We start from the raw sequence: 12,426 nt of genomic DNA, 5'->3' as shown, positions 1-12,426 counted from the left end.
GACTCGGCGTCCCGCGCGACGCGCTGGACCGCCTCAACACGCTGCACAAGGAATGGCTCCGTCCCGCGAAAGTCTCCCGTCCGACGCCAGAGCCGGGACCGACCGTCTTCGACGCCGCCCTTGCCGAGCTGCACGCGGCGTGCATGCGCCGCTCGTCCGTGGCGGACCGCATACCGCAGTCGGCCCCTCCTCCGGGCAGTGGAAGGGCCGCCTGATCACGGTCGTTTCCGCATACGCCGACGACTACGCGGGATCCAGCACGGGTTTCTCCGGGAGCCCGCCGTTCTTCTCACAGCCCAGTTCCTTGGCCATGGCCAGCGAGAAGGAATGGGCCACGGTCGCGTAGGCGTCCTTCAACGCCTCGGTGTCCCCCTCGGGCTCCGTCGGTGTGCCCCAGCGTTCCACGCCAATCTGAAGGTGGGCCGCGTCCGAAGAGCGCAACTCATCGCTTGTGCAGGCGAATTGGATGTAGGCCTTGTCCGCCGCCGCCAGGGTCTGCTCTCCCATCTTCAGCTCGGTGAACTTCGGGGCGGGAGTGCCCGTCGGCGGGCCGTCGACCCACCTCCAGGTGACTCTGAGCTCGAGATCCGGCGTGCCGATGGGCGAGTAGACACGGCAGATGTCGCCGCGAAACACCCGGGGGTCCCCGAACGCCAAGGCAACGTCCACCGCAGTCTGAGCGACGGTGTACTCCTCCGCCGACGCCTCGAAACTCGACGAACCCGTGATCACCTTCAGCGCCTTGGACGCCTCGGCGGACACGGCATCGCCACCGCACAGTTGTGTCCCCGCAACGACCTTGTAGTTGTCCGGAAGGCCGTCCTCATCTTTATCCCCTTCACAGCCGGTGCCCCCGAGGAGCGACAAGCCGGCCACGGCCGTGGCAAGGAGTCCAATGCGTACCGACCTACGCCTGATCACTGTCCGCATCCTTACGTGTCCTCGACCGCCGACCTCAGCCCGTCTCCAGGCTGTTGCCCTGCTGTTTCGCCCGGTCGTTGCCCAACCCGTAACCGATCAGCGTCGAGCGGTAACGGCAAGCCGCGCTGAGAGCTGACCGGGTGGTGCGGCATCTGCGGGCGGTGCCGGAGCCCGCGTACCACTCCAGGCACAGCATCTCCGGTGCTTGCCGACGTCCCGCCCCGCAGCCACGCCGGAACGGGCTGCACGAAGTCGTGCACGGCTCGTACGGTGGCCGACACGGCTTGCCGCGCCGCCTCGGCGTCGGCGGCCTGGGTCTGCAACCGCTCCACCTCGGACCGCACACATGTGGCCCGTTACATGCCTTGAGTCGTCCGCCGAAGCGGCGCGCCGTTCCCATCCGGCCGCGGTGTCGCTGACAGGGCGACAGGATGGGCGTCAGGATGGGCGTCACCTGAGCGTCAAGATGACCTGCGGTCGCGCGCGCCTGGACAGATGACGCGTGTCCCTCACCCCGCGCACCTCGTGAAACGGCAGGTCTGCGGGGTACCAGAAGCGCGGGGGTCAGGTGCACGTCGTGCACGTGCACTCACGAACAGGTCGACCGGACCCGCCCGAAACACGGAAATCAGAAAACCAACAGGTCAGCGGCCCTTTTCGGCAGGCTCCAGGATCGCCACACACTCCACGTGATGCGTCATCGGGAACAGATCGAACACCCGCAACGTCCGCACCCGGTACCCCCCGTCCCGGAAGTACCCGAGGTCCCGGGCCAGCGCCGCCGGGTCGCACGCCACGTACGCGATCCGCCGAGCTCCCAGCGACGCCAGGTGCTCCACCGTCTTGCGGCCGGCGCCCGCACGCGGCGGGTCGAGGACGACGAGGTCGACCTCCGTGATGCCCGTGCGCGGGAGGACCGCCTCGACCTTGCCCTGTTCGATCCGTACGCGCGGGAACTCCGCGAGGTTGTGTCGCGCGTCCTCCACCGCTCGCTTGCCGGACTCGATGCCGAGGACCGCGCCGGTCTCGCCGAGGCGGTCGGCGAGCGCGCCGGCGAACAGGCCGACGCCGCAGTAGAGGTCCAGCGCCATCTCGCCCTTGCGGGGCAGCAGGCCCTGCATCACGGCCGTGACCAGGGTGTCGGCGGCCTTCGGGTGGACCTGCCAGAAACCGCCGTTGCCGACGCGGTGGGTGCGGCCGTCGGCGCGTTCGCGGACGAAGGGGCGGCCGTGGACGCGGTGGACGCCGCCGTCCTTCTCGCCGACCCGCAGCACCGACACCGGCCGGTCCAGTTCGACGATCGGCAGCCGCGCGCCCGGCTTGGGAGTGAGGATCACCTGGCGGTCCTGGGAGCCGGTCGCGGCGATCGCCTCGACCGACGCCATGCCCGTCCAGTCGCGCTTCTCGATGCCCAGCTCGCTGACGCCCTCCGCGGCGATCATGCAGTGGTCGATGCGCTCGACCTCGTGCGAGCGGTGCTTGCGCAGTCCCGCGTGCCCTTCGGCGTCGACGGCGTACTGCACCCGGGTCCGCCACTGCGGCACCTGGCCCGCGGGCAGCTTGTCGCCCTCGGCGGGCATCACCGTGCCGTCCCAGCCGGCTTCCTCCGGGGTGAGGCCGGCGAGCCGCTGCAGCTGCTCGGCGACGACCTCGCCCTTCAGCCGGCGCTGGGCGCCCGGCTTTGCGTGCTGCCAGTCGCAGCCGCCGCAGCGGCCGGGGCCGGCGAAGGGGCAGGGGGCTTCGATGCGGTCCTTGGACGGGTCGAGGATCTCGACGGCGTCCGCGCGCAGGAAGCGGGCCCCTTCCTCGCCCTCGGTCACCCGGGCCACGACCCGCTCGCCGGGCAGCGCGTGCCGGACGAAGAGGACCTGGCCGGCGTCGGTGCGGGCGATGCAGTGCCCGCCGTGCGCGACGGGCCCGATCTCGACCTCGTACTCCTCCCCGACCAGCGACCCCGCCTGCGGTTTCTTCGGTTCTGCCTGCATGGCGGGGTGACTCCAGATCGAGAGGGGGAACGGCTGTCCAGCGGGGCCGGCCCGAAGCGGGCCGGACAACAGCCCACCAGTCTACGTCGTCCCGGCGCGGCTCATCCCGCCGTGCCGGAAGGCCCGCCTCCCACCGTGCCGGAAAGCCAGCCTCACGCCATACCCGAGGCCACGCCTCACGCCGTACCCGAGGCCACGCCTCACGCCGTACCCGAGGCCGCGCGTCACGCGCGCCGGCTCACTGCTTGGCCTGCGGCGACTCCTTCGCCCGCTCCTGCGCGGGCCCCCGCCGCACCGCGCCCGGCGCGTTCCACTCCGACCGCTTGCGGGCGCGCTGCTTCGCGACCTCGGAGGAGGCGAGCTGGTACGGGACCGAGGTCACCATCACGCCGGGCGTGAACAGCAGCCGGCCCTTGAGCCGCAGGGCGCTCTGGTTGTGCAGCAGGTGCTCGTACCAGTGGCCGACGACGTACTCGGGGATGATCACGGACACCGCGTCGCGCGGCGACTCCCGGCGCAGGCTCTTGACGTACTCGATGACCGGCCGGGTGATCTCGCGGTACGGCGAGTCCAGGACCTTCAGCGGTACGTCGATGCCGCGGCGCTCCCACTCGTCGCGCAGCGCCTTGGTCTCGGCCGGGTCGACGTTGACGCTGAGCGCCTCCAGCGTGTCCGTGCGCAGCAGCTTGGCGTAGGCCAGGGCGCGCAGGGCGGGCCGGTGGATCTTGGAGACCAGGACCACCGAGTGGACGCGGGAGGGGCGGACGCTGTCGTCGCTGGGCCCGTCGGGGGCGGCGAGTTCCTTGGAGACGTGGTCGTAGTGGCGGCGGATCGCGGTCATCGTGCCGTAGAAGATCACCATGCCGAGCAGCGCGACCCAGGCGCCGTGGCTGAACTTGGTGACGAGGACGACGACCAGGACCATGAAGGTGAAGAAGGCGCCGAAGGCGTTGATCGCGCGGGAGCGGATCATGTGGCGGCGCTTGGCCGGGTCCTTCTCGGTGGCCAGGTGGCGGTTCCAGTGGCGGACCATGCCGGTCTGGCTGAGCGTGAAGGAGACGAAGACGCCGACGATGTACAGCTGGATCAGCCGGGTGGAGTCGGCGGCGTAGATCCACACCAGCAGCGCGGCGGCGCCGGCCAGCAGCACGATGCCGTTGGAGAAGGCGAGGCGGTCGCCGCGGGTGTGCAGCTGGCGCGGGAGGTAGCGGTCCTGGGCGAGGATCGAGCCGAGCACCGGGAAGCCGTTGTAGGCGGTGTTGGCGGCCAGGAACAGTACCAGCGCGGTGGCCGCGGCCAGCACGATGAACGGGAAGCTGCCGGCGCCGAAGACGGCCTCGGCGACCTGGGAGATCACGGGGTGCTGGATGTAGTCCGCGCCGACCGGGGCGCCGTTCTCGTAGAGGTCCTTCGCCGGGTTCTCGGCCATGCGGACCTTGGAGACCATGGCGAGGCCGATGATCCCGCAGAACATGGTGACGGCGAGCAGGCCCATCAGCGCCAGCGTGGTGGCCGCGTTCTTGGACTTGGGCTTGCGGAAGGCCGGGACGCCGTTGGAGATCGCCTCGACGCCGGTGAGCGCGGCACAGCCGGAGGAGAACGCGCGCAGCAGCAGGAAGACCAGGGCGAATCCGGCCAGCCCTTCGTGCTCCGGCTTGATCTCGTAGTCGGCGGTGGGGGCCCGCATGGTCTCGTCCAGCACGATGCCGCGGAACGCTCCCCACGCGATCATGACGAAGACGCCGGCGACGAAGACGTACGTGGGGATCGCGAAGAGCGACCCGGACTCCCGCACGCCGCGCAGGTTCATCAGCGTCAGCAGCACGATCACGGCCATCGCGCAGAGCACCTTGTGCTCGACGACGAACGGGACGGCGGAGCCGAGGTTCTCGATGCCGGAGGAGATGGACACGGCCACGGTGAGGACGTAGTCGACGAGCAGGGCGCTCGCCACGGTGAGGCCGGCCTTGGGGCCGAGGTTGGTGGTGGCGACCTCGTAGTCGCCGCCGCCGCTGGGGTAGGCGTGCACGTTCTGCCGGTAGGAGGCGACGACCGTGAACATCAGGACCACGACGGCGGCCGCGATCCAGGGGCTGAAGTGGTAGGCCGACACACCCGCGATGGACAGGACCAGCAGCACCTCCCCCGGGGCGTACGCCACGGAGGACAGCGGGTCGGAAGCGAACACGGGGAGTGCGATGCGCTTCGGCAGGAGCGTTTCACCCAGCCGGTCGCTGCGCAGTGCGCGCCCGATGAGGAGCCGTTTGGGCACGTCGGTCAGTTTGGACACAACAGAGGATCGTAGGCCTTCGAACAGGGAAGCGCCCACCCGCCACCCTCATCTGCTCCCCGAGTGAAATCGGCCAGGGGCGCGCCGCCGGGTGCCACGGGCGGGACGCCGGACATGCCTATATGACAAAACGCCTGCCATCACGCCCTGTCAGCACGCCCGATGACGTACGCCCGCGACGCACGTCCGCGACGTACGCCACGAGGCGCCGGCCAGGGCTCGACACCGATCCGGAGGAACCATGCCCACCGCCGCAGAGCTGATCGGCGCCACCGCCGCCCTCGTCGGCCTCGGAATCCTCACCCTGGTGAGCGTCTGGAGCATCAGCCGCCGCTGACCTCACACGAACCGTGCACGGGGGTGCCGTCCACGGACCGCGCGTGTGTAGCTTGGTCGGCGGTCTGAGACCCTGTTCAAGCCAGGCCGACAACTCTTGACACCGGAAGGACGGTCGTGCACATCGTCATCATGGGCTGCGGCAGAGTGGGTTCCGCTCTCGCGCAGACCCTGGAGCAACAGGGGCACACGGTCGCCGTGATCGACCAGGACCCCACCGCCTTCCGACGACTGGGTTCCTCGTTCGGTGGCCGCCGGGTCACCGGGGTCGGCTTCGACCAGGACACCCTGCGTGAGGCGGGCATCGAGGAGGCCGGCGCGTTCGCCGCCGTCTCCAGCGGCGACAACTCCAACATCATCGCGGCCCGCGTGGCGCGCGAGATGTTCGGCGTGGAGAACGTCGCGGCCCGCATCTACGACCCCCGCCGCGCCGAGGTCTACCAGCGCCTGGGCATCCCGACGGTCGCCACGGTCCGCTGGACGGCGGACCAGATGCTGCGCCGGCTGCTGCCGTCCGGCTCCGAGCCGCTGTGGCGCGATCCCACCGGAGGCGTCCAGCTGGCCGAGGTGCACGCCTCCGCGGCCTGGGTCGGTCACAAGATCAGCAAGCTCCAGGAGGAGACGGGCGTCCGGGTGGCGTTCCTGACCCGCCTGGGCGAGGCGATCCTGCCCACCTCGCAGACGGTGCTGCAGGAGGGCGACCTGGTGCATGTGATGATGCGCACGGACGAGGTCGAGAAGGTCGAGGCGGCGTTCGCCCAGGGCCCCGAGAAGGAGGGCGGTCACTGATGAGGGTCGCCATTGCCGGTGCCGGCGCGGTGGGCCGCTCGATCGCGGGCGAACTGCTGGAGAACGGCCACGAGGTCCTGCTCGTCGACAAGGCGCCGACCGCGATCTCGGTCGAGCGCGTCCCGCAGGCGGAGTGGCTGCTCGCCGACGCCTGTGAGATCACGTCGCTGGACGAGGCGGCGCTCCAGCGCTGCAACGTCGTCATCGCCGCGACCGGCGACGACAAGGTCAACCTGGTCGTCTCCCTGCTGGCGAAGACGGAGTACGGCGTTCCGCGCGTCGTCGCCCGCGTCAACAACCCCAAGAACGAGTGGCTCTTCAACGAGTCCTGGGGCGTGGACGTCGCCGTCTCCACGCCGCGTCTGATGTCGGCCCTGGTCGAGGAGGCGGTGAGCGTCGGCGACCTGGTCCGCCTGCTGCGCTTCAGCCACGGCGACGCCAACCTCGTCGAGCTGACCCTGCCGGAGGAGTCGGCGCTGGCCGGCACCCAGGTCGGCGACGTCGAGTGGCCCGAGGACACCTCGCTGGTGACGATCATCCGCGGCACCCGCGTCCTCACCCCCTCCCAGGAGGACTCCCTGGAGGCGGGCGACGAACTCCTCTTCGTGGCCGCCCAGGCCCGCGAGGAGCAGCTGGAGGACCTGCTGTCGGTGCGCCGCGAGGACGCGACGGGCTGAGCCCCGCGGCCGGTACGGCGAGAAGGGCGCCCGGAGATCTCCGGGCGCCCTTCTCAGCGTCTGTGGTGCCTGCGGCAGCGATGTGCCGGGCGGCTACTCCGCCGAAGCGGACTTCCGCGCGGCCTCCCGCTCGGCCTGCCGCTCGGCCCGCCGCGCGGCCTCCCGCTCCTTGGCGGCAGCCTCCTCCGCCTCCATCTCCGCGAACACATCGATCGGCGCGGGCGCCTTGGCCAGGAACACCCAGGTCAGCCAGACGGCCAGCAGGAACGGCGGGATCTTCAGCGCCACCAGCACCCAGCCGAGCTGGGTGGTGTCGGCCCACCAGTACAGCGGGAAGAGGATCGCGCACTTGGCGAGCAGGATCAGGCCCCACGCCCAGCTGGCCTTGGTGTACGCCTTCTTGCGGCCGGGATTGCGCGTGCGCCAGGAGAGGTTCTCCTTGAAGACCGGGCCGAGGATCAGGCCGATCAGCGGCACCCCGGCGATCGCCGTGATGATGTACGCGAGGGCGAGGCCCAGCGTGTAGAGCATGCCCGGGAGGTAGAAGTCCTTGGCGTTGCCGGTCATCATCGCGAAGACCACACCGAAGGCCACGCCGAAGACGCCGCTGAAGGCGTGCTTGACGGTGTCCCGCGTGACGAGGCGCACCACGACCAGCAGCAGGGACACGCCCAGCGCGGCGATCGCCGACAGGTGCAGGTCCTTGTTGATGGTGTAGATCGTGACGAAGAGCAGCCCGGGCACCACGGTCTCGACCATGCCCCGGACGCCGCCGAACGCCTCGAAGAGCGCGGCCTCCGTCACCGCCCTCGAATCCTGTGGGGCGTCTTCGGTCGGCTTGTCGAGCGACGTCACCGGCTACTCCCGTCCGAGGGGTCTCAATTCGTACTTGGGGTTGAACAGCACGCGCCGGCCTCGGCTCATCGAGATCCGGCCCGATGCGATCAGCTTGCGCCCCGGTTCTATGCCTGTGATGGAGCGCCTGCCGAGCCACACCACGTCCAGCGCGGCGGAGCCGTCGAAGAGTTCGGCCTCCAGGGCCGGGACGCCCGCGCGCGGCCGCAGGGTGACCGTGCGCAAGGTACCAGTAACGGTGACTATCTGCCGGTCGTGGCAGTCACCGATCCGCGTACAGCCGGCGGTGACGGCGTCCTCCCGCAGCTCCTCGGACTCCAGGTCCTCCTGCGACGAGGAGAGCCGGTCGAGCATGCGCCGGAACCGGCCCACCGGCTTTTCGGAACGAGGAACAGCACTCATGCTTGAAGCGTACCGGGGCACACCGACACCGTCGTAGCCCGAGTCCCGCCGCCCCGCAACCCCGGGCCCGCGTCAGGACCGCCTCCCGGCACCCGCACCCGCCGCCGCCTGCGCGTTCGGCACGGCGGAAGGGCCGTACCCCGGTGGGGTACGACCCTTCTCACACTCTCGGATCAGGTCCGGCGGCCACTCTCGGAGCAGGTCCGGCAGCCGCTTTCGAATCAGGCCCGGCGGCCGCTTTCGAAGTCGGTCCACCGAACACTGTCTGCCGGACCCGACCTAGCGGACCTCGGTGATCTCCGGCCCGCGCTGGAGCTGGCCCATGCCACCGGAGAAGCGGGAACCGCTCTCCTCCTGCTGGACGCCCTCGGGGACCATCTGCGCGTCGTTCGGCAGCTTCAGGACGATCGGGTCGCGGGGCGCCATCGGGCCCTCGCCACGGACCACGACGGTGTCCCGGAAGATCTGCTCCAGCAGCCCGGCGGCCTGCGGCTGCACCGCGCCCTGCCCGGAGATCACTCCGCGCAGGAACCACCGCGGACCGTCCACACCGACGAACCGCACGACCTGGAAACCGCTGGTGCCGTCCGGCAGTTGGACCGGCACCTGGGCACGCATCTCCCAGCCCAGCGGGCCCTCGACCTCGTCGATGATGCCGCCCTGCTGGGTGATGCCGGCGCCGATCTCCTCGCGCACCTCGGCCCAGATGCCCTCACGCTTGGGAGCGGCGAAGGCCTGGAGCTGGATGGCGCTGTCGCGCAGCACGACGGTCGCGGCGACGATGGCGTCACCGGCGACCTCGACCCGCAGTTCCATGCCTTCGACTCCCGGCACGAACAGACCGCCCAGGTCCACCCGGCCCTCGGCCGGGTCCCGGACCTCGGTGCTGTCCCACGGGCCGTCGGGCCGGGGCTCCGGCTCCAGCCGTACCCGCTCCCGAGTGCCCTCGTCCGCCTCAGTGTCGACGCTGTCGACGACCTGCTCGGCCTCGCCGGCCGCGTCCTCGGCGGCACCCTTCTTCTTGCGACGTCCGAACACGTCACTGTCCTTCCCGGTCGGATACGACCGAAGCGTATCGATACCCACCCGTCGTGCCGCCCACGGCGGCCTGACCGCTTGTGCCGCTCCCGCCGTCCACCGCGGCATGGCCACCGGTGGAACCGAAGCCCCCCTCGGCCCGCGCGGAGTCGGGAAGTTCCGCCACCTCCTGGAAGCGGACCCGCTCGACCTGCTGGACGACCAGTTGGGCAATCCGGTCGAAGCGCTCGAACCGCACCGACTCGCGCGGGTCGAGATTCACCACGATCACCTTGATCTCCCCACGGTACCCGGCATCAACCGTCCCGGGGGCATTCACGAGGGCGACACCGCACCGCGCGGCCAGCCCGGAACGCGGGTGCACGAAGGCCGCGTACCCCTCGGGCAGCGCGACAGACACCCCCGTGGGCAGCACCGCGCGCTCGCCGGGCGCCAGCTCGCACGCCTCGGTGGTGCGCAGATCCGCTCCCGCGTCCCCGGGGTGCTCGTACGCCGGCAGCGGCACGTCGGGGTCGACGCGCCGGATCAGGACGTCCAGCGGGGCGCGGCTCACGGGTTCACCTCGAAGGCGCGGGCCCGGCGGAGCTGGTCCGGGTCGCTCATGGCGGCCTGGATCTCCTCCTCGCGGCCGTTGTTGACGAAGTGCTCGACCTTGACCTCGACGAAGAGCGCGTCGGCGCGCACGGCGACGGGTCCGTCGGGGCCGCCGACCCGTCCGGTGGCGGTGGAGTAGATCTTGCGTCCGGCCACCGCGGTCACCTCGGCCTCCAGATGCAGGGTGGTGCCCACCGGCACGGGCCGCGCGAAGTCGGTCTCCAGGCGGCCGGTGACGGCGATGGTGCGCAGCAGCCAGTTCAGCGAGCCCAGCGTCTCGTCCAGCGCCGTGGCCAGGATCCCGCCGTGCGCCAGTCCGGGAGCGCCCTGGTGTTCGGGCCGTACGGTGAACTCGGCGGTGAGGGACACGCCCTCGCCGGCCCGCGCCGCCAGGTGCAGTCCGTGCGGCTGCTCGCCGCCGCAGCCGAAACACTGGCCGTAGTGCGCGCCGAGGAGCTCGCCGGGTGCGGGAGCGTCGGGGTGCCGCACCGGTTTCACGGCGTCGGCGGGAGGCTGAAGAGCTGCGGATGTACCACTCACAGGCGCAGACCTTACCCGCGCGTCGGCCCCCCGCGGACACCGTGCCAAGCTTGGTTTCATGCAGCTCTCCGCCACCTCGTACGACGAACGTCTCACCGCCCCCCGCTCCTGGTGGCTGATCAGCTTCCTGGTGGGGCTCTCGCTGGCCCTGATCATGCTGCCGTTCGGCACCCTGCCGATGCTCGGCGGTCTGGTCGGCGGTACGGCCGTCGCGGCGGTCGCGGCCAGTTCGTACGGCTCGCTGCGCATCCGCGTGGTGAACGGTTCGCTGATCGCGGGCGAGGCGAAGATCCCGGTGACGGCGCTGGGCGAGGCGGAGGTGCTGGACCCCGAGGAGGCCCGCGCCTGGCGGACCTACAAGGCCGACACCCGCGCCTTCCTGCTGCTGCGGGCCTACATCCCGACGGCGCTGCGGGTACAGGTCACGGACCCCGAGGACCCGACCCCGTACCTGTACCTGTCGACGCGGGAGCCCGAGCGGCTGGCTGCGGCCATCGAGGCGGCCAGGACGGCCGCGGCCTGAGAACGCGCCCGGCCGTCAGCGGCCGAGCTGTCTCGGTTCCCCGGGTTCGCCCGCGACCGGCAGTGGCTCGGCCGGCTGTTCCAGCGGCGGCAGGTCGGCCAGCGCGTCCCACGGCACCTGGGACTTGCGCAGGTCGGTGCGGATCCGCGCGGCGAGCTTTCTGGTGTCCCGCCGGTTCATGACCGCGCCGACCGCGGCGCCGACCATGAACGGCATCAGGTTCGGCAGGTTGCGGACCATGCGCTTCATGATCTGCTGGCGCAGTTCCCGCTTCAGCTGGCCGCCGAGCGCGGAGTTGACCGTGGTCGGCTTGAGCGGGTCGACGCCGCGCTCCTCCGACCAGGACTTCAGATAGGCGCTGCTGCGGTCCTTCAGGCCGCCGGGCGGCCGCACGCCGTACACCTCGTGCAGTTCGGCGATGAGTTTCAGCTCGATCGCCGCGACTCCGGTGATCTCGGCGGCCAGTTCCGCGGGCATGGCCGGCGGCACGGGCAGCATCGCGGCGGCTCCCACGCCCGCTCCCACGGTCGCGGAGGCCGTCGAGGCGCCCGTCACGAGCTTGTCCGCCAGCTCCTCGGGTCCCAGGCCCGGGAACTGCTTGCGCAGCGTCTCGAGGTCCCTCACGGGAATCCGCGGGGCGATGTCGATGAGCCGGTCGGCGAGATGGGCGAGGCCCGCACGGGCCTTGTCACCGCCCTTTCGGGCACCTTCCTTCGCCAGGTGCCGGGCCCTGTCCCGGAACGCCGCAGCGCGCCGTCTGGCGGTGGGCGCGGGGTTCTGGGCGGCGGGCGGCGCGGGGCTGTTCTGCGCCGGCACCCGGAAGCCGTCCCGGTCCCCGGCCGGTTCGAGCGAGGCCGATCCCGCCGGGACGGATCCCGTGCCGGATGAGCCTCGCTCGTCGTCACGCACGCCGTAGGGGCCGTCGGACGGCCCCGAGTCCGCTCCCCTGCCGGGGAGGCGGCGCTTCCAGGGAGGGGTCGAGCCAGTCACGGCCGACCCCGCCTCAGTCGCAGTCGCGGCAGATCGGCTGGCCGTTCTTCTCCCGGGCCAGCTGGCTGCGGTGGTGTACCAGGAAGCAGCTCATGCAGGTGAACTCGTCCTGCTGCTTCGGCAGCACACGGACCGCCAGTTCCTCGTTCGAGAGGTCGGCGCCGGGCAGCTCCAGACCTTCTGCGGCCTCGAACTCGTCGACGTCGACGGACGACGCGGACTTGTCGTTCCGGCGTGCCTTCAGTTCTTCGAGACTGTCCGAGTCGACGTCGTCGTCGGTCTTGCGTGGAGTGTCGTAATCGGTGGCCATGGTCGCTCTCCCCCTCCGGGTGTCTGCGGTGTCTCCAGCGCACGTAACGCGTGAGAGGCCGGACTTGTGCCCGACCCGAGGCGGAGATTTTGCCTCACATCAAGGTCTGTTACTCAATCGACACCCAACCGGACCCCTCGCAAGTGATCGGGTTGGACGGCGATCGGGACCGTACA

The 12,426-nt window shown here is 70.8% G+C and carries 13 protein-coding genes; 3 read left to right on the top strand and 10 right to left on the bottom strand.

Annotated features, from left to right (window positions below; all coding sequences use genetic code 11):
- Window positions 1-243 precede the first annotated feature (243 nt).
- From ABT232_RS09695 to ABT232_RS09685, 3 genes are all read right to left on the bottom strand, one after another.
- Window positions 244-930 (bottom strand): hypothetical protein, encoded by a 687-nt coding sequence (locus ABT232_RS09695; protein ID WP_351838263.1) that lies wholly within the window; start codon window positions 928-930, stop codon window positions 244-246.
- A gap of 635 nt (window positions 931-1,565) precedes the next feature.
- Window positions 1,566-2,906: a class I SAM-dependent RNA methyltransferase gene (locus ABT232_RS09690; RefSeq protein ID WP_351838260.1), complete on the bottom strand. Its 1,341-nt coding sequence runs from the start codon at window positions 2,904-2,906 to the stop codon at window positions 1,566-1,568.
- 238 nt (window positions 2,907-3,144) lie between these two features.
- Window positions 3,145-5,196, bottom strand: a complete 2,052-nt coding sequence (locus tag ABT232_RS09685) for an APC family permease (protein ID WP_351838257.1) — start codon at window positions 5,194-5,196, stop codon at window positions 3,145-3,147.
- A 453-nt stretch (window positions 5,197-5,649) separates the two neighbouring features.
- Between ABT232_RS09685 and ABT232_RS09680 the strand changes: the two genes are divergently transcribed.
- A complete protein-coding gene (locus ABT232_RS09680; RefSeq protein WP_351838254.1) occupies window positions 5,650-6,321 on the top strand; it encodes a potassium channel family protein in 672 nt (223 codons plus the stop codon).
- Window positions 6,321-6,998 (top strand): potassium channel family protein, encoded by a 678-nt coding sequence (locus ABT232_RS09675; RefSeq protein WP_351838251.1) that lies wholly within the window; start codon window positions 6,321-6,323, stop codon window positions 6,996-6,998. Before ABT232_RS09680 ends, ABT232_RS09675 begins: the two co-directional genes overlap by 1 nt.
- A gap of 93 nt (window positions 6,999-7,091) precedes the next feature.
- Here ABT232_RS09675 and ABT232_RS09670 read toward each other — a convergent pair whose 3' ends face one another.
- The 5 genes from ABT232_RS09670 to ABT232_RS09650 form a co-directional block, all read right to left on the bottom strand.
- Window positions 7,092-7,853 (bottom strand): DUF3159 domain-containing protein, encoded by a 762-nt coding sequence (locus tag ABT232_RS09670; protein ID WP_351838248.1) that lies wholly within the window; start codon window positions 7,851-7,853, stop codon window positions 7,092-7,094.
- A 3-nt stretch (window positions 7,854-7,856) separates the two neighbouring features.
- Entirely contained in the window at window positions 7,857-8,255 is a 399-nt protein-coding gene (locus ABT232_RS09665) for an OB-fold nucleic acid binding domain-containing protein (protein ID WP_351838246.1), read from the bottom strand.
- Between the two features lie 279 nt (window positions 8,256-8,534).
- On the bottom strand, window positions 8,535-9,293 hold the full coding sequence (locus tag ABT232_RS09660) for a DUF3710 domain-containing protein (RefSeq protein WP_351838243.1): 759 nt from the start codon (window positions 9,291-9,293) through the stop codon (window positions 8,535-8,537).
- Between the two features lies 1 nt (window position 9,294).
- Entirely contained in the window at window positions 9,295-9,846 is a 552-nt protein-coding gene (gene dut, locus ABT232_RS09655; protein ID WP_351838241.1) for a dUTP diphosphatase, read from the bottom strand.
- Window positions 9,843-10,427 carry a PaaI family thioesterase gene (locus tag ABT232_RS09650; protein ID WP_351838238.1) on the bottom strand — a complete coding sequence of 195 codons (585 nt, stop codon included), beginning with the start codon at window positions 10,425-10,427 and terminating at the stop codon, window positions 9,843-9,845. The genes dut and ABT232_RS09650 overlap by 4 nt, the downstream gene beginning before the upstream one ends.
- 58 nt (window positions 10,428-10,485) lie before the next feature.
- Between ABT232_RS09650 and ABT232_RS09645 the strand changes: the two genes are divergently transcribed.
- A complete protein-coding gene (locus ABT232_RS09645) occupies window positions 10,486-10,950 on the top strand; it encodes a DUF3093 domain-containing protein (RefSeq protein ID WP_351838236.1) in 465 nt (154 codons plus the stop codon).
- A gap of 15 nt (window positions 10,951-10,965) precedes the next feature.
- Here ABT232_RS09645 and ABT232_RS09640 read toward each other — a convergent pair whose 3' ends face one another.
- Complete coding sequence (locus ABT232_RS09640; protein WP_351838233.1) at window positions 10,966-11,940, bottom strand: hypothetical protein; 975 nt, start codon at window positions 11,938-11,940, stop codon at window positions 10,966-10,968.
- A 13-nt stretch (window positions 11,941-11,953) separates the two neighbouring features.
- The gene (locus ABT232_RS09635) at window positions 11,954-12,250 is read right to left on the bottom strand and encodes a DUF4193 domain-containing protein (protein WP_043504706.1); all 297 of its coding nucleotides are present in this window, start codon (window positions 12,248-12,250) and stop codon (window positions 11,954-11,956) included.
- Window positions 12,251-12,426 lie beyond the last annotated feature (176 nt).

This window comes from Streptomyces sp. NPDC001532 (assembly GCF_040298625.1).
Taxonomy (GTDB): domain Bacteria; phylum Actinomycetota; class Actinomycetes; order Streptomycetales; family Streptomycetaceae; genus Streptomyces.
The sequence above is the reverse complement of the archived record's forward strand: the minus strand, read 5'-3'. Positions and strand labels throughout refer to the sequence as shown.

What these genes read in the sequence shown, in the direction of transcription:
- ABT232_RS09695 (WP_351838263.1), bottom strand. Translation starts at nt 930, where the DNA reads ATGCGGACAGTGATCAGGCGTAGGTCGGTACGCATTGGACTCCTTGCC.
- ABT232_RS09690 (WP_351838260.1), bottom strand. Translation starts at nt 2,906, where the DNA reads ATGCAGGCAGAACCGAAGAAACCGCAGGCGGGGTCGCTGGTCGGGGAG.
- ABT232_RS09675 (WP_351838251.1), top strand. Translation starts at nt 6,321, where the DNA reads ATGAGGGTCGCCATTGCCGGTGCCGGCGCGGTGGGCCGCTCGATCGCG.
- ABT232_RS09665 (WP_351838246.1), bottom strand. Translation starts at nt 8,255, where the DNA reads ATGAGTGCTGTTCCTCGTTCCGAAAAGCCGGTGGGCCGGTTCCGGCGC.
- ABT232_RS09645 (WP_351838236.1), top strand. Translation starts at nt 10,486, where the DNA reads ATGCAGCTCTCCGCCACCTCGTACGACGAACGTCTCACCGCCCCCCGC.
- ABT232_RS09635 (WP_043504706.1), bottom strand. Translation starts at nt 12,250, where the DNA reads ATGGCCACCGATTACGACACTCCACGCAAGACCGACGACGACGTCGAC.